The sequence below is a fragment of the Spirosoma daeguense genome (genome assembly GCF_054776875.1).
The window spans coordinates 294511-310726 of the sequence record NZ_BAAHBF010000009.1; the positions used below are offsets into that span (position 1 = coordinate 294511).

The window sequence follows — 16216 nt, forward strand, 5'->3', positions numbered from 1 at the left end:
TATGGGTTTGGTCCATAACAATCAGTAGTATGTAAGCAATACTTTAGATAATACGTATATAGTATAGTAAAATGAGCAAAAACGCTGCCAGAAAATCGTATTTGACCAGTATACCAACCGATATGATTCCGGATGGGTAACTTTCGGTGTAACTTTGATAAGTGGTATTAGAAATAACTCCCTACGATGCGTATTCCCGAAGAAACAGTTGAACGAATTCGTCAGGCTTCTGATATACTGGAAGTAATCAATGACTTTGTATCGTTGAAAAAACGGGGTACGAATTACATTGCGTGCTGTCCGTTTCACAATGAAAAGACGCCTTCATTCAACGTTAATCCCAGCAGACAGATTTATAAGTGTTTTGGCTGTGGAAAAGCAGGCGATTCAGTACGTTTTGTGATGGATATCGAAAACATTGGCTATGGCGAAGCATTACGTTATCTGGCCAAAAAGTACGGTATCGAGATTGAAGAGCAGGAACAGACACCCGAAGAACTGCTACGTCAGAATGAACGGGAGAGCTTGCTAATTGTGCTCAACTTTGCCAAAACCTATTTTCAGGAATTATTGCTCACTAGCGATGAAGGAAAAGGTATTGGCTTGAGTTATTTTCGAGAGCGCGGCTTTACGAACCCAACCATCGAAGCTTTTGAACTGGGCTACACACTCGATGCTTGGGACGCACTGCTTCAGGAGGGGCAACGTCGTGGATATAGCATTGAGTTGCTAGAGAAAGCTGGTCTAATTCTTACCAAAGAGCGAGAGGGGGGAGGTAACCGTAAAATATTCGACCGTTTCCGAGGACGGGTTATGTTCCCGATTCATAACGTATCGGGGCGCGTAATTGCGTTTGGTGCCCGGATTCTGAAGGCCGATAAAAATCAGCCTAAATACTTAAATTCCCCTGAAACAGCGGCCTACCATAAGAGTCAGGTCTTATATGGCATCTTTCAGGCGAAGCAAGCTATCCGTCAGGAAGACGTTTGTTATCTCACCGAAGGGTATACCGATGTTATTTCGTTGCATCAGGCCGGTATTAAGAACGTAGTAGCCTCATCGGGAACATCACTGACAACGGAGCAGATTCGGCTTATTGCTCGTTTTACACCTAACGTAACGATTCTTTATGATGGCGATGCCGCCGGTATCAAAGCTGCGCTACGTGGGCTCGATATGGTTCTGGAAGAAGGGCTTAATCTGCGCCTGCTATTGTTGCCCGACGGCGAAGATCCGGATAGTTACGTACACAAGGTAGGTGCTGAAGCTTTTAAGGCGTATATCAAAGCGAAATCGCAGGATTTTATCGACTTTAAAGCCAGTCAGTGGTTAGCCGAAGCTGGCGATAATCCGCTAAAACGAGCAGAAGGCATTTCAGACGTATGTGCCAGTATTACAAAAATACCTGATCTGCTGAAACGCCAGACACTTTCACAACGAGTGGCACAGGTTTTTCATGTGAGCGAACAGTCGGTCATCTCCGAAATAAACCGATTATTACGTCAACAGCAGGAGCAGCATAAAAAAGATGCAGATCGTCAGCAACGTAGCACCACGTCGAGAACACAGCCATCAGGAAGTAATCAGCCAGAGCCATCGATTGATGATATCAATGCATTACTTGAAGGATTTAGTGGCAACGATAGTCCGTTTCCGGATATTGATACTCCCCGCACAGTATCAAAGCCAGCAACTACCGAATCAAAAGTTGTAAAAACTCCATTATCGTATCAGGAAGAAGAATGCATTCGATTATTGGTTAATTATGGTGCGCGTGAACTGGAACCCGGTATTACAGTTTGTCAATATATACTAAGCGAATTGCATGAAATAGACTTCCAAACGTCGCCTTTTAATTTGATGCTTACTCTCTTTCGAGAGGCTTATAGTCGTGGAGATATTTTAACATCTGCCGATTTTCTGAATCGGGATCATACTGATGATACGTTGCTTCAGCAACAGACAATTCACCTGACTACCCCGCGCTACGAAATAAGTGATGGCTGGTTGAAACATGAGATTATTGTACCATCAGAAGCTGAGATAGGCATACTGGCTGATGCGGCTTATCGGAATATACTACGTATTAAGAAAATGCTGGCAGAGCAACGTATGGCGGCTCTACAGCAATTGTTACGTGAGTCACATAAACAAACTCCTGAAGAAGCCGATGCACTTCTGGCCGAATACATGCATTTCAAACGTATTGATATGCATATATCCAATCTGCTGGGGACGGTTATATCAGGTTAAAGTAACACTTTAAGTATAGGCATAAAAAAACCCTGGGCTGTATCAGTCCAGGGCTACCTTTATCATTAGGGTCGGGTGAACACTAAGCTTGCGCTACCGTTGTGAGGGGAATCAGTTCGGCATCGATTTCACGGCTCATTTCGCGCAGCAGGCTAGCATGCGACTGAAGTTGACCGGGTTTTGAAGGAAGAGGAGAACGACTGGAACGCTGCCCCGACATGTCGAGCAGCAAAGTCATCAATGTATCTCCCATTTGTTTACGAAGTCCTTTTAAACGACGCAGGCGATCACGGGTTGCCGAAGTTTGTTTACGGGTGCTTTTTTCCAGAATATTAATGACACCTGTTAGCTTGGCATAGCGAGCATGAAACGACTCAGTAGCTTTTGCCCACTCCATAACCATTACTTCCATCTCTGCTGGTGATACTTCGTAGTTCGACATGGTTGCTAAATTTTCCTGATTCATTGCCTGCGTTTCTAAAAAAATGAACTCTTTGTTTTTCGCTTTGATGAATCAAAAATATCCCTCTAAAACCCCTAAAATCAAGTCCAATTGTCTGAAATCACCACTGTTCCGGACGAAATCACCCAAAAAGAGGCTTATAATTGATCAGAATCACCCTAAATCAACTCATTTTCTGTTTTGTGGTTGATTAGCTAAATGATGATTTTGTTGTTTTGTAGTTACCATAACTCAAATATCTGTAGTATCTTCAATCTCCCATAAGTGTAAGACCATCATGAACAATTCCACTATTAGCCAGGAGGCTAATAAAAAATTCGCTATTCGAAGGCGCGACTTTTCTATTCTCGTTGCCCAGTCTGAGCTTTTCACTTGCGAGGTGTTAAGTCAGCTTCTCAAAGAACAAGGCTACAACGTAGTGGGACGAGCTGTTGAAATGGAAGATACTCTTCAACAGATCCGGGTGAAACGACCTCAATGCGTTATTCTTGAATCGGAAATTTCAGGCCAGCGAGGGTTTGAGATTGTTCAGGAAATGCGGCAGGCCAATCCACAGACAAAATTCATTCTCTATACAAGCAAACCCGATTTACGTACCGTAGCGAACGCTATGCAGATGGGCTTCTATGGGTTTCTGTATTCATCGGATGGTTTGGATGAATTATACCGTTGTTTTCAAACGGTCAGTGATGGCGGTTGTTATTATAGTACAGGTTTTATGAATTTGCTCCGAAACTATGGTGTTGAAGTGATAGCTGAGCAAACTCGTGAAGAATTAAGCCGCCTTACTGAGCGTGAACGTGAAGTACTACGTATGATCGCTTATGGACATACGGCTACTGAAATTGCAGCAGAATTAGGAATTAGTTACCGCACAGCAGTTAATCATAAAACGCACATCGCCAGAAAATTGGAACTAGGTAGCTGCCGGCAATTGCCTCGATATGGTATTTCTGTGAAGAATTATCTCTGAAGACCACTAGTTTAGAAGTGACGACATTACTAGCGAATTCGAAGTATTATCGGGTGGAGAAGTTTTCTGTAGCCATTCCCGGAATTCCTGCATCCGCGCACGAGGAACTACAATTTCGTGACGTGTTGGTGTGTTAAGCCGAACAATGTACTTTCCATTTTCCCAATAAGCGTAGTTTAAAACAGCAGCCCGGTTAACAATATAGTCTCTTTTTATCCGGAAGAACTGATTGGGATCAAGCTCCGTTTCCAGTTCATTTAGCGTTTTTACGATCATATACCTACCTTTGGGCAGTTCGGCATAATAAAACCTATCCTCTATAGTGAAGAAATAGGCATCATTGGTCGGAAAATCCAATTCGCCCGCTGCAATTGCGCTTTTACCTTTTAGGTGAGATAAATAATTTGTTGAAACTACAGGTTGGGGCGTAAATATAGCCGACAAGGCAAGTGCTTTCTGAGAAGCTTCTGCCGCTTCAGCTTCGGCTTTTTCCTGAGCTTGCTTTCTTTGTTGTATAAAATCCTTTACTAAGGAAATATTAACAGCAATATAGCCTATCAGAATGACAGGAAAGAGGTACTTAAAATACATAGGCAATGAATATGTATACAATATATATTCATTGATATAGCTTGAAATAGAATATTTTGGGAATTGCTCCAGAAAAAACCGAACTGTCTGGGTTATAGGATTAAATACAAAAAAGGCTAAAAATATAACTGGCGACAATTTGAATTGATACCGAAAGATTGCTGGCCAGTTGTTATCTACAGCTTCTATATTTCTAAGCTTATGATAAAAGTCAAGTAATGTGAAGGTGATATAAACCGTAATTGTTTCCGGAATAATCATCGTCCATAAGAACATGCGTATGTATGTCAGTATTCCGCCTACTTCCTGTGCTTTGTGAAGCTTTACATTATAAGCTGCCGACCACGAAATCGATTCCCAGACAGCTATAATGCAGACCATTACAATCAGACTGTTCATGGGGTTTCGTAAGAAGTCTCGAGTGATTCGAATTTCCTTCATATTGCCAGCTTATTCAAAAGTACCACCAAGATAGTAGTAATATTTAACTAAAACCAACTAGTAATTGTGACTTTCTCGTGATTGATGCCCTTTCATTGGGCCGGTAGCTTTGCAGTAGTAAAAGTTAACAATAATCGTGCTGAAAATTCAGCATGAAAACTACTCAAAAACTACAAAGTATTCCCATGAAAAAGCAATTCAACATTAAGCCAGTTCAAGTTCTTAAAAATGTTTCTAAAACGGCTTCTAAGTCAGAATCTAACAATATTTTACAATTTGTGTTAGCATCTAGCGCATGTTGCTATATTACGAACACTGATTTTAAAGGCATATCTAAGCCAGTTTTCTCGCTTTAAGCTACCTTCTTCTCTATGGTAACAACACAGCATCTTTATAAGCAGGAATTAGCCCGCTGTCGTGAACACTTCGAGCAAATAGACTTGCAAAAGGAACGGGGATACCTGATGAAGTTCACTACATTCTCAGCAAATGTAGAGAATCTTATACCATCTATACCCCGTAGGAAACACGAAGCGTTGTTTCAGCAGCTGTTATTAAACCAAGTTTTTACAACGTTTGACCAAAAGTGTTTAACGTCTGGCGATTTGGTTAAGTTCCGTGGAGATGAAAGTGTATTTAATAAAGATAAGGGTAACAAAATCTATTGTACTTATCATCTTGGCTCCTATCGCTTATTAACAAGTGTACTTTTCCGTAGGGGAGTCGATTGTGTGTTGTTAGTAGGTAACAATATGAGTCGGAGTCAGGGCAAAGATTTAATTGAGCATGCTGAAGGGCTTCGTCAAAAACATGGTTTGACAAATCTGTTTCGGATTGTAGAAACAGGTAGCCCCACTGCTGGATTAACGGTTCTACGTGAATTAAAAGCAGGTCGCTCGTTGATTGTTTATGTAGATGGAAGTCCTGAAACCGCACCAGAAGAAGGCGAAGAGGAGCAGTTTCTGCCTGTGCGGTTTGGAAATAGACGAATTTTGACCCGCAAAGGAGTTGGTTATTTGTCGCATGCAACGGGTGTTCCCATTGTACCTGTGGTTAGCTATCGCCAACCTGACTTGACCAATGTGCTCCATACATTGAAACCCAGTAGGCCTATTGCCCAGAGTGATCGGGAAATGTACTGTCGTGAGGCAATGCAACAGCTTTTTGACGCTTTCTGGCCGTTTTTGAACCGATATCCAGATCAATGGGAAGGATGGAATTATATTCACATGTTTCTGGAGCCTGAAGCACCTAAAAACAAGTTCTTCAAACCGAATCTGAAGCAGCTTGTATTTAACGAAAATCGTTATACGCTCTGTGACCTTGAACAAGCGCCTATTTTATTTGATCGTCGTCTATATCAGACGTATGAAATCACTGAAGATCTGCGCGATTTGTTATTGAACCTCAAGGCGGTTGAGTCGCTCGAAGAAGTGGTTGGTCACGAGATGTTTGCAGAATTAATGGAGATGGAAATTGTTCATTAAGTCAAATTATTTCTTTTAAATAGTCAAAAGCCCGTAAAGTCTAACTTTACGGGCTTTTGACTATTTAAAAGAAACGTAGTAAAATTTTACTACGTTTTAGACATTGTTACTAATCTCGATTTCGTCACCAGATTTATTGAAAAACTTAAAGTTTACCATACCTAATGAGCTATCTTTGACCAGCTTAACCCATGTTTTGTATTTAAAATACCATTGCACCTGTTTTGAGTAGATACCCTTGGTATAATAAGCATACAGGAAGGGGTTCATTGAGATTGAAATTCCTCGTTCGTTTTGCTTTGTCAGGATATAATCCAGATTATTCTCCACTACGTCGGTTACCAATACACTTGCCTGTATTGTGCCCGTACCACCACAGGTTGGGCAAGCTTCTCGAGTTACAACGTTCATTTCAGGCCTTACACGCTGACGGGTAATCTGCATCAGGCCAAACTTGGTGAGCGGTAAAATTGTGAATTTAGACCGTTCTGGTTTCATTTCATCGCGCATGATATCTTGCAGAAGCTTTTTATTTTCTGCTTTCTTCATGTCGATAAAATCAACAACAATAATACCTCCCATATCGCGTAAGCGAAGTTGTCGGGCAATTTCTTTAGCGGCTTCCCGGTTTACACTGATGGCTGTAGCTTCCTGATCTTCTTCCGAATTCGATTTATTGCCACTATTTACATCAATGACATGCAACGCTTCGGTGTGCTCAATAATCAGATAGCCACCACCTGGCAGACTAACTGATCTGCCAAACAAGGATTTTAGCTGCTTTTCGAGCCCAAGGCTCTCAAAAATCTTTGTTTTGCCCGAGTAGAGTTTAACAATCTTCTCTTTCTCTGGGGCAATCGTGTGAATATAATTACGGATTTCGTCGAAAGACTCTTTTGTATCAACCGTAATACTTTCAAACGATTCATTGAGCATATCGCGAAGAATCGAAGAGGCTCGATTCATTTCGCCAAGCACACGATCACGGGGCTTCGCATCGGCCAGCGATTTAATGGCCTGATCCCACTTGGCCAGCGAATTCTGTAAGTCGCGGTCAAGCTCTTCAACATCTTTATCCTGTGCTACTGTGCGCACAATGACACCGAAATTCTGTGGCTTCAATGACGACATGAGCCGCATCAGCCGCGACCGTTCGGCACGGTCTGTAATTTTCTTCGAAAGGTTGACGCCATCCGAAAATGGCACAAGGACCAGATAGCGGCCCGCAATGGAAATATCACAGGAAAGGCGTGGACCTTTGGTTGAGATGGGTTCTTTTACCACCTGAACCAGAATCGGTGCATTTTTAGTGAGCACCTTATCAATTTTACCGATTTTCTCGATAACAGGCTCCAACTTCATACCACTCAGCTTTCCGGTTGTGACGCGTTTGGCAATCACATCCTTTACCAGCTTATTGAGTGAGTTAACATTAGGCCCTAAGTCCTGATAGTGTAGAAATCCATCTTTTTCATGCCCTACATCTACGAAGGCAGCATTAAGGCCTGATGATAGTTTCTTAACTGTTCCTAAGTAAAGGTCGCCAACAGTGAAACTGCTGTCTAGCTCTTCTTCGTGATACTCCAGCAATCTCTTGTTTTGCAAGAGCGCGATCCGATCACCTTTCTGAGTCGAACTGATAACTAATTCATTACTCACAAGATGAATTTACGGTTAGAATGGCTATGTAAAAAAGAAAAAAGCCACGTTCGGACTTTGCAGACCGGCACGGGCTTTCACAAAAAATAGCAGTAAGTTCCAGGTTTCAACCATCACATTTACCGTTCAGCGAACCTAAAGCTTGAAACCTGGAATCTGAAACTATTTTTTCTTATGCCGGTTTTTTCTGAGCCGTTTTTTCCGTTTGTGAGTAGCAATCTTGTGCCGCTTCCGTTTTTTACCGCAAGGCATAGTCAATAAATGTTTTAATAGTTAAAATACATGTCGGCTTGTCAATCGACAAAGCCCTTAAAATCAATGTATAATGAAAAATGTAGAATGAGAAATGAATAAAATCAGTTATAATTCATTGCCCATTTTACATTATACATTCTCACTTGAGCCGCTCTTCGTATTCACGAACTGCCGCCAGAATTTGCGGGTCTTTTTCCTGTTTTTTTACCTGTTCCAGCACTTGTCTGGCTTCGGCTTTTTGCCCAGCTTCGGCCAGACTGATACCCAGATAAAACTGAGCTTTCCGGCTAGCTGGATTTGTTACCAGAATCTGTCGGAACCGTTCAATCGCACGTTCATATTGATTCGAACGCATCGATAACAACCCCAAATTAAACAGTGCCAGCTCATTGGTTGGGTCCTGTTTGATTACTTCCCGCAGAAGCATAATACCCTGCATTGGCGTATCGGTGTTGACATACGTCATCGCCATATTGGCCTTTGCCGATAACATATCTGGATTCTTAGCGAGAACCTGCTGATAATAATCACGGGTTTTCTGCCCTAGAAAAGCTGTTTTCTTTGTATCAACAGCAAAGGTGTAGGCTTCGAAATAAAGATCGCCCGCTCTAAGCAAATTTTGTTCGGTGGGTTGCTCTGTTGCCAGTATACCTGCATAGTGGGCTGCACTATCGTAGCGCGTAGCTTCTCTGAAAAACGTTATTAGTTTTTCTCCGGTAGCTATTTTCTGAGTGGCAGGAGCCAAAAGAAACTCGGTTCGCAGCGTCAACAAGCTTTTTTGCTGCTCAGCCGACATCGGCTTTTCGTGCATGGCCGCTCCAGCAGAGGGTTCTGTTGGAGCGGTTCCATTTTTTGCACCAGTACTATGCTGACTAGAGCTTTGGGTAGTGCGTTCACTGAGTTGTTTGTTTTCATTTCGTACAGCCACCTTCGGTAACGAGTATAGTCCTACCGTTAGGGCCGAAGCCATGATGATAACAAACAGCACTGATTTATTCATGATGTGAACACGACCTTGCCTATGCCCGAGAATCAGGCGTTCAGATTTCTTACGCTTCTACCTTTGTTTTTTCGCTGGTTTTTACCTGCTCAACAAAAACTTTGGCAGGCTTAAAGCTTGGAATATAATGCTCAGCAATAACCATAGCGGTATTTTGCGAGATATTCCGGGCTACTTTCTGGGCTCTTTTCTTATTGATGAAACTGCCAAAGCCACGTACATAAATGTTTTCGCCTTCGGCTAATGAATCTTTTACTACCGAAAAAAACGTTTCCAGTGTATTTGTTACTTCTGCTTTATCGATACCGGTCTTTTCGGCAATCTCTGCAATTACGTCTGCTTTCGTCACGACTTCTTAAACTTTAACGTTTATTACATTGTTGAAAATTGGGGTCCTAAAACGGGAGCACAAAGGTAGGGGTTTCCCATAAATTTAAAAACTTTCGCGGGCTCGTTTTTCAGAAGGACTGCACATTTTCTCTTTTTACTTTGAATTGGCAATCAGACATTAACACAATCGAAACCACTTTTGCCCCCACTCTTGAAACGTGGTATGAATACCATAAACGAGACCTTCCATGGCGACATACTACCGATCCATATCGTATCTGGCTGTCGGAAATTATTCTGCAACAAACTCGCGTAGCACAGGGAAAACCGTATTATGAACGCTTCGTTGATGCCTACCCAACAGTGGCCAATATGGCTGCGGCTGATGAACGTGAATTGCTTCGGCTCTGGCAGGGACTTGGTTATTACTCCCGTGCCCGAAATTTACACCAGACGGCTCGTTATGTAACTGAGGTGCTGGGAGGGAAGTTCCCTAATACATATAGTGACCTCCTGAAAATGAAAGGAGTAGGAGCGTACACTGCGGCAGCCATTGCTTCTTTTGCTTTTGGTGAACGCGTTTCTGTTGTCGATGGGAATGTGTATCGAGTACTCGCTCGTGTTTTCGGGATTGAGGAAGATATTACAACAACAAGCGCTAAGAAAACCTTTGCGGCTCTGGCTGCCCGATTAATTCAATCGGCTAATGACCCTGCTACCTACAATCAGGCCATTATGGAGTTTGGGGCTATTCAATGTACACCTGTTTCGCCCGACTGCCTTCTGTGTCCGTTGCAGCAGCAGTGTGTAGCTTATCTCACCGGTCAACAGCACCGGTTGCCTGTTAAAGCAAAAAAAGCACCGGTACGAGAGCGATTCTTTAATTATCTCGTCTTTCGGGCTAACGGCAAAATTGCCCTGCGCGAACGTATCGGTCGGGATATCTGGCAAAATCTGCATGATTTTTATCTGATTGAAACCGATGAGCCTAAGAACGCGTTACGTGACTTACCTATGCTGGAAGCTGTTGACGAACTGGTGAAAAAAAGCATTTTAGCTGAGCCGCCTGTTATGTCTTCACAGTTGCTTTCGCACCAGCGTATACGAGCTCAGTTTTATATAATCGACGTAGCAGAAGAAGAGATAAACAGCTTGTCTATGGGGTTGAAATGGTACAATTTTCGCGAAATTAACCAGCTTCCCAAGCCCGTTCTAATTACAAACTATTTAGAGAAACTGCTTGGATAAGCCAGTAAATATCAGTATCTTTAATCCTCTTATATGCTACGCTTTTTTAGTACGTAACCAACAAAACAAATACCATGGCAAGTCTTAATAAGATGACCATAATCGGTAACTTAGGTGCCGATCCTGAAGTGCGCTATCTCGATGGTGGAGCCGTTGTCGCAACGTTTAATGTAGCCACTACGGAAAAATTCACCAATCGGAATAACGAGAAAGTAGAACAGACAGAGTGGTTTCGGGTTGAATTGTGGAATGAACAGGCCAAAGTGGCTGAAAAATATTTAAAGAAAGGTAATTCTGTTTACGTTGAAGGCCGGTTACGTACCGAAATCTGGACAGATAAAGAAGGCAAAGAGCGGACTTCACTACGTGTTCGGGCCACTACCATGCAGTTGTTAGGAAGCCCAAATAGCGACCGGGATAATGATTCCAGTTATGAAGCACCAGCTCGCCAGCAGGCTGCTCCAGTTCAGACGGCCCCTGCTCCACAACCAGCCGCTCCCCGACCGCAACCCGCTGCTCGCAAGGCTCCGGAGCCGGTGCCTTTTGAAAGTGGCGGTGCTGACGACGATTTACCCTTCTAATGTCAGCAAACACGCTCCTTTGTTGAACGAGATCTAATAATACATGGACCTTAGTGATCCCCTTCCTCGACAGGTGCTCCCAGCTGCAGAAAGCTGGGGCACCTATTTTAATTTGTATGGGCCATATTTGGCTCTAATTCTGTTTCTCTTAACACTAGCTGCGCTGGTGTCGGCGTCTGAGGCCGCCTTTTTCTCCCTCTCGCCCGATGATCGGGCCTTCTGCCGCGATAGTCAAAAAGGTGAAGATCGACGTATTGCCAGTTTGCTGGAGCGTCCTAAACGATTGCTGGCATCGTTAGTCATCTTCAATAATCTTCTCAATATTGCCATTGTTGTTATTGTTACGTACCTCACTTGGGCATTTTCACAAGCGCATGGGTCGGCGTGGGTGTTAGCAGGTGTGGCAATCATATTAGCTGTCACAATTGTATTATTTGGGGAAATAATACCGAAAGTATACGCCAGCCAGAATAACCTGATGGTGGCCCGTCGGACAGCCTCACTGGCTCAGGCAGGGCTGTTGGTTTTTCGGCCATTGGCTATGCTCCTCGTTTCGATAAGCAATCAGGTTGACCGGAGAATCCAGCGACGTGGTTATAAGTTATCTGTAGAAGAGTTAAGTCAGGCTGTTGAATTGACCGGAAATGATGCTACCCTTGAAGAGAAAGAGATTCTAAAAGGTATCGTGAATTTTAGCAATCTGACAGTACGCCAGGTGATGCGTGCGCGACTCGATATTTCATCGGTTGATGATGAGTTACCGTTTAGCGAACTGTTGGCTCAGATCAACGCTTCTGGTTACTCACGAGTGCCTGTTTCTCATGAATCGCTCGACCAGATTGAGGGAATTCTCTACATTAAAGATTTACTGCCCCACATTCATCAGGATGATACGTTCCGCTGGCAGGAGTTGTTACGTCCGGCCTATTTCGTACCTGAGAATAAAAAAGTAGATGACCTTCTTCAGGATTTTCAGCAGCGCCGTGTACATATTGCCATTGTTGTTGATGAGTATGGCGGCACTCGTGGGCTGGTCACGCTGGAAGATATTATTGAAGAAATTTTTGGTGATATCAACGACGAGTTCGACGATGAAACTACGGTTGGATATAGGCGCGAAGATGAACGTACCGTTATTTTTGAAGGGAAACTATTGTTAACCGATGTGTGTCGGGTTCTGAATGTCGATATCGCTACGTTCGAAGGTGCTCAGGGTGACAGCGAATCACTGGGTGGATTGTTATTGGAATTGTTTAATCGATTACCCAAACCAGAAGATGAGACAACTTATGGAGGATTTACGTTTCATGTTCTGTCGGCCGATGATAAACGAATAAACGAAGTAAGAGTAACTCGAAACAACACGGTTGAACAAGTATAAGGTTGACTTTTTTCGGTAAACTTATGATAATTCATTTGTGAATATTCTATTGTTTTTTTTGCTTATTTTAGGGAAATAACAACCCCCTTACCATGAGCAGCTTATTTAGCAAACTGAAGTCCGTGGCTAAACGGACGCTGATGCCCGAAAAAAACGTTACCGAGTTTGAATACGCTACGTTGCCCTGGATTGATAAAAAAGGGGCTGATATAGATGAATTCGTAAAGAAATACCCTGCCTCCCATAATCTGCCTTATGATCTGGCCGAAAAGATGAAATTCTGGAAGCAGAATGGTTATGTTATTCTGGAACAGGCTATTCAGACAGAATGGCTAAGTCAGCTTTGGAGCGAAGTAGAAGAACTGATTGCGCATCACGAAAAATATGAAACATTAGTACGTATCGATTTGCCCGAATATCAGGCGAACCCCGTTCAGCCAATTAAAAATGTGCCACAGAACGTACTGAATGGCCCCTACATCAAGTTCATGGATTTTCATGAAAACTCAGTGATCGGGAAGAAAATCATGTTGAATAACAACATTGTCACTTTTCTGAAAGCTGTATTTAATGACAAAGTGATTGCCATGCAAAGTCTGTTGTTTAAATATGGAAGTCAGCAGGCTACCCATCAGGATTTTGCTTACGTAGTATCGGAAATTCCGAGTCATCTGGCTGCTTCTTGGATTGCACTGGAAGATGTGCATATCGATTCCGGGCCATTATTTTATTATCCGGGTTCGCATACTATTGGCAAATTCAACTTCGGCAATGGTATTTTCTTCAACAATAAATCGACATTAAATCCAAACGATTTCGCTAATTATCTGGACGATGCTTGCCAAAAAGAGGGGCTGGAAAAGAAAACGCTGCTTATTAAAAAAGGCGATGTGTTGCTATGGCACGCTGCTTTAGCGCATGGGGGCGATGAAATTCGAAATTCCGTTCTAACTCGTAAATCGTTTGTTTGCCATTATTCATCGGATAGTGCTTATAAACACCATCGGCAAAGCCCTTCTACAGAACCTATTCGCCGGACAATGAACGAAGCCGACGTATTTGTGAACCCGCAAATGCTGGATCAGGAAGATATCTTTTCCGAAGGCAAGAAATTGTAATTTACACCCACAAGCCGCGCCCCTGATTGTAATCGTTACCAAGGCGCTGGATGTCGGCGGCTGAATAAGTTAGGAAATTCTTTTTCCGAAGCTCATTCAGCCGTCTTTTTTCGAGCCAGGAAAGTTTACCATCAACCAAAACGCCAAAAACAATAAGTCGTTCTAACCCACGCCGAACGGACTCAGGGGCTTGCATAGCCTGTTCAGGAAAATTGCCCATGAGTGGCGCATTCACACGCAAATCGAAGCGATCTACCAGCGTTTCGGTGAGCAGAAAATGGGCATAATTATACTGACGTTTCAGAATTGCTACGTACTGAAGTGCCTCCAGAACTAACGGGCGGAACGTAGCATCTTTACCCCATTCGTCATACAATTCATGAACAAACTCGCGGATGGTGGTAGGTGCCATAATACGTACCTGAGCTTCGTGCAACACTTGCCAGGATGCCCAGGCATTCCAGAAGGCATAGATAGGCATACCCGCCAGATCGACCACCTGACGTAATGCAAACCGCCCTAAAAACCGCTTAAGGAAAAACTTCAGCACTATATTGCTCATAGCTGCTTTAGCGATGTTCAACAGGAAAAAAATAGTGAGCCCCCAGCGAGGTAAATTCAGATACGGGTCTATACCGAAACGAAGTATACCCCGGTTCGTTTTTTCAAGCGCAGCGTCGGCTAAAGCGCGTAAGTGTCGATCATATTGAGCATCGTGCGCGCTTGGAAACTGGCAAACCTGCATAATCATAGCAACACTTCGCAGGTTTAACGCAATCAGTAAGTTAACTTCCAGATAGACCAATAGTAATCCATACAGAGAGGTTACCAGTGGAATTTCATACGTAGTACCTAGAATCGTTACGTCTGTGGTAGCAAACAAATGGGGCCATAAATATTGTGGTGCGTAGAGCAGTAGTACGCCCAGCACCCCCAACATAGCCGACAGAATTAACGTAATGACCTTAGTCCGGCGAATGACCCGACTTTCTATAGGATTCAGTACGTACGGTTCATCGACCGGATGCGCTACCTCGAGAGACTGCCGGAGATAACGCATCGCCAGAAAATCGAGAGGTCCAGTGCCATTAGGCCGGTTTGACATAGTCGTACTTAGTGAATAGGATTGCCTTTATTAACTCGTAAATACCTACAGTTGTTGGTAAAAATGTTATCTAAATAGGGAAAGGCTTCATCGAGAAGAAGCTATAGGCTGCTGGCATACAGGTAGATGTAGATTATAGGCTGCTTTTGTAGGGGCGTAAAATGGCATGTATATGAGAAATCTTCTTTTCTGCTGGTTGCTAACCAGCTCGGCCCTCGCTCAAATTGCTCCCTCAGCTAGTACATTACCCGTAAAACAGCGTCTGAAAGATGAAATGCTGGAAACGGCTACTACGTTTCTGGCAACTCTATCTCCCGAGCAACGTAAGCTGGCTACGTTTCCGCTCGATGATGCAGAGCGATATAACTGGCATTTTGTGCCGCGTGAACGGAAAGGATTGTCGATGAAGCAGATGAGTGCTGAGCAACGTAAAGCGGCATTGGCGCTTCTGAAAACTGGCCTTAGCGTACAGGGCTATCAGAAAGCCATGGATATTATGGATACCGAGAACGTGCTACGTGTCATTGATAATCGCCCACCAAACGATACGTATCGCGATCCCGATAATTTCTCATTTACCATTTTTGGTGAACCTGCTGATAAAAGTATATGGAGCTGGCGAATAGAGGGGCATCACTTATCACTGCAATTTCTGTCAATGGAAGGTCAGGTATTGGCACAAACACCTACGTTTTTCGGTATTAACCCGGCTATTCTGGAATATGACCCTAAAATGGCAGATAAACGGATGTCGGACGAGCGGGTGAAAAGTTTACCGCAGAAAGGTCGGCAAATACTACGTCAGGAAACAGAGCGAGCATTTTCACTGCTTAAAACCTTCGATGATAACCAACGCAAACAGGTCATTATCGCTTCAATTGCTTACCCCGACATCGTAACCAGCAACAAACGAAAGGCATCGCTCGAAAAAATGGAAGGCATAAGGCTAGCCGATATGAAACCTGATCAACGCAAACTGTTTCTGGATTTATTACAGGTTTACCTCGCAAATTACCGTATTACGTTGGCCAAACAGCAGATGGATAAGCTCGAAAAAGATGGCCTCGATAACCTCCGTTTTGCCTGGGCGGGTGATCTAACTCCCGCATTGGGAGAAGGCAAAGGCTGGTATTATCGAATTCACGGACCAACCATTCTGATTGAGTACGACAACACGCAAACCAATGCCAATCACATCCATACGGTTGTTCGTGATTTAACGAATGACTGGGGTGACGATTTACTACGTGAACATTATCTGAACACTAAACATAGCAAACCATAAAGCCGCTTATGTTGCCGTTTAACAAGTTTTAAGAACGTAAACAATA

14 protein-coding genes are annotated in these 16216 nt (G+C 43.3%); 8 read left to right on the forward strand and 6 right to left on the reverse strand.

The window, feature by feature from the left end; all coding sequences use genetic code 11:
- Window positions 1-186: 186 nt before the first annotated feature.
- Window positions 187-2253, forward strand: coding sequence for a DNA primase (gene dnaG / locus ACYVD4_RS27185; RefSeq protein ID WP_460951035.1), 2067 nt, complete (start codon window positions 187-189; stop codon window positions 2251-2253).
- Between the two features lie 82 nt (window positions 2254-2335).
- Here the strand turns inward: dnaG and ACYVD4_RS27190 are convergent, their stop codons facing one another.
- A complete protein-coding gene (locus ACYVD4_RS27190; RefSeq protein ID WP_460951037.1) occupies window positions 2336-2695 on the reverse strand; it encodes a hypothetical protein in 360 nt (119 codons plus the stop codon).
- Between the two features lie 298 nt (window positions 2696-2993).
- Here ACYVD4_RS27190 and ACYVD4_RS27195 point away from each other — a divergent pair, with 298 nt between their 5' ends.
- Complete coding sequence (locus tag ACYVD4_RS27195) at window positions 2994-3689, forward strand: response regulator (RefSeq protein ID WP_460951039.1); 696 nt, start codon at window positions 2994-2996, stop codon at window positions 3687-3689.
- A 6-nt stretch (window positions 3690-3695) separates the two neighbouring features.
- Here the strand turns inward: ACYVD4_RS27195 and ACYVD4_RS27200 are convergent, their stop codons facing one another.
- A complete protein-coding gene (locus ACYVD4_RS27200) occupies window positions 3696-4679 on the reverse strand; it encodes a LytTR family DNA-binding domain-containing protein (RefSeq protein ID WP_460951040.1) in 984 nt (327 codons plus the stop codon).
- Window positions 4680-5092: 413 nt separating this feature from the next.
- Between ACYVD4_RS27200 and ACYVD4_RS27205 the strand changes: the two genes are divergently transcribed.
- Window positions 5093-6208: a lysophospholipid acyltransferase family protein gene (locus ACYVD4_RS27205; protein ID WP_460951042.1), complete on the forward strand. Its 1116-nt coding sequence runs from the start codon at window positions 5093-5095 to the stop codon at window positions 6206-6208.
- A gap of 96 nt (window positions 6209-6304) precedes the next feature.
- On the opposite strand, the gene ACYVD4_RS27210 is transcribed toward ACYVD4_RS27205, so the two are convergent.
- From ACYVD4_RS27210 to ACYVD4_RS27220, 3 genes are all read right to left on the reverse strand, one after another.
- On the reverse strand, window positions 6305-7867 hold the full coding sequence (locus ACYVD4_RS27210; protein WP_460951043.1) for an Rne/Rng family ribonuclease: 1563 nt from the start codon (window positions 7865-7867) through the stop codon (window positions 6305-6307).
- Window positions 7868-8261: 394 nt separating this feature from the next.
- A complete protein-coding gene (locus ACYVD4_RS27215; protein ID WP_460951045.1) occupies window positions 8262-9122 on the reverse strand; it encodes a tetratricopeptide repeat protein in 861 nt (286 codons plus the stop codon).
- A 49-nt stretch (window positions 9123-9171) separates the two neighbouring features.
- Window positions 9172-9471, reverse strand: a complete 300-nt coding sequence (locus tag ACYVD4_RS27220) for an HU family DNA-binding protein (RefSeq protein WP_460951047.1) — start codon at window positions 9469-9471, stop codon at window positions 9172-9174.
- A gap of 140 nt (window positions 9472-9611) precedes the next feature.
- Between ACYVD4_RS27220 and mutY the strand changes: the two genes are divergently transcribed.
- The 4 genes from mutY to ACYVD4_RS27240 all read left to right on the forward strand — a co-directional run bounded on the left by mutY (window position 9612) and on the right by ACYVD4_RS27240 (window position 13780).
- Window positions 9612-10700, forward strand: coding sequence for an A/G-specific adenine glycosylase (mutY, locus tag ACYVD4_RS27225; RefSeq protein WP_460951049.1), 1089 nt, complete (start codon window positions 9612-9614; stop codon window positions 10698-10700).
- Window positions 10701-10774: 74 nt separating this feature from the next.
- Window positions 10775-11281, forward strand: coding sequence for a single-stranded DNA-binding protein (locus tag ACYVD4_RS27230; protein WP_460951050.1), 507 nt, complete (start codon window positions 10775-10777; stop codon window positions 11279-11281).
- Between the two features lie 43 nt (window positions 11282-11324).
- A complete protein-coding gene (gldE, locus tag ACYVD4_RS27235; protein ID WP_460951052.1) occupies window positions 11325-12662 on the forward strand; it encodes a gliding motility-associated protein GldE in 1338 nt (445 codons plus the stop codon).
- Between the two features lie 92 nt (window positions 12663-12754).
- Complete coding sequence (locus ACYVD4_RS27240) at window positions 12755-13780, forward strand: phytanoyl-CoA dioxygenase family protein (RefSeq protein WP_460951053.1); 1026 nt, start codon at window positions 12755-12757, stop codon at window positions 13778-13780.
- A 1-nt stretch (window position 13781) separates the two neighbouring features.
- On the opposite strand, the gene ACYVD4_RS27245 is transcribed toward ACYVD4_RS27240, so the two are convergent.
- On the reverse strand, window positions 13782-14885 hold the full coding sequence (locus ACYVD4_RS27245; RefSeq protein ID WP_460951054.1) for an LBF_2804 family protein: 1104 nt from the start codon (window positions 14883-14885) through the stop codon (window positions 13782-13784).
- 172 nt (window positions 14886-15057) lie between these two features.
- On the opposite strand from ACYVD4_RS27245, the gene ACYVD4_RS27250 reads away from it, so the two are divergent.
- A complete protein-coding gene (locus tag ACYVD4_RS27250; RefSeq protein WP_460951056.1) occupies window positions 15058-16170 on the forward strand; it encodes a DUF3500 domain-containing protein in 1113 nt (370 codons plus the stop codon).
- The last annotated feature ends 46 nt before the right edge of the window (window positions 16171-16216 follow it).

Excerpts from the sequence above, each read along its gene's own strand:
- dnaG (WP_460951035.1), top strand. The coding sequence starts at position 187 with ATGCGTATTCCCGAAGAAACAGTTGAACGAATTCGTCAGGCTTCTGAT.
- ACYVD4_RS27190 (WP_460951037.1), bottom strand. The coding sequence starts at position 2,695 with ATGTCGAACTACGAAGTATCACCAGCAGAGATGGAAGTAATGGTTATG.
- ACYVD4_RS27195 (WP_460951039.1), top strand. The coding sequence starts at position 2,994 with ATGAACAATTCCACTATTAGCCAGGAGGCTAATAAAAAATTCGCTATT.
- ACYVD4_RS27200 (WP_460951040.1), bottom strand. The coding sequence starts at position 4,679 with ATGAACAGTCTGATTGTAATGGTCTGCATTATAGCTGTCTGGGAATCG.
- ACYVD4_RS27205 (WP_460951042.1), top strand. The coding sequence starts at position 5,093 with ATGGTAACAACACAGCATCTTTATAAGCAGGAATTAGCCCGCTGTCGT.
- ACYVD4_RS27215 (WP_460951045.1), bottom strand. The coding sequence starts at position 9,122 with ATGAATAAATCAGTGCTGTTTGTTATCATCATGGCTTCGGCCCTAACG.
- ACYVD4_RS27230 (WP_460951050.1), top strand. The coding sequence starts at position 10,775 with ATGGCAAGTCTTAATAAGATGACCATAATCGGTAACTTAGGTGCCGAT.
- gldE (WP_460951052.1), top strand. The coding sequence starts at position 11,325 with ATGGACCTTAGTGATCCCCTTCCTCGACAGGTGCTCCCAGCTGCAGAA.
- ACYVD4_RS27240 (WP_460951053.1), top strand. The coding sequence starts at position 12,755 with ATGAGCAGCTTATTTAGCAAACTGAAGTCCGTGGCTAAACGGACGCTG.
- ACYVD4_RS27245 (WP_460951054.1), bottom strand. The coding sequence starts at position 14,885 with ATGTCAAACCGGCCTAATGGCACTGGACCTCTCGATTTTCTGGCGATG.
- ACYVD4_RS27250 (WP_460951056.1), top strand. The coding sequence starts at position 15,058 with ATGAGAAATCTTCTTTTCTGCTGGTTGCTAACCAGCTCGGCCCTCGCT.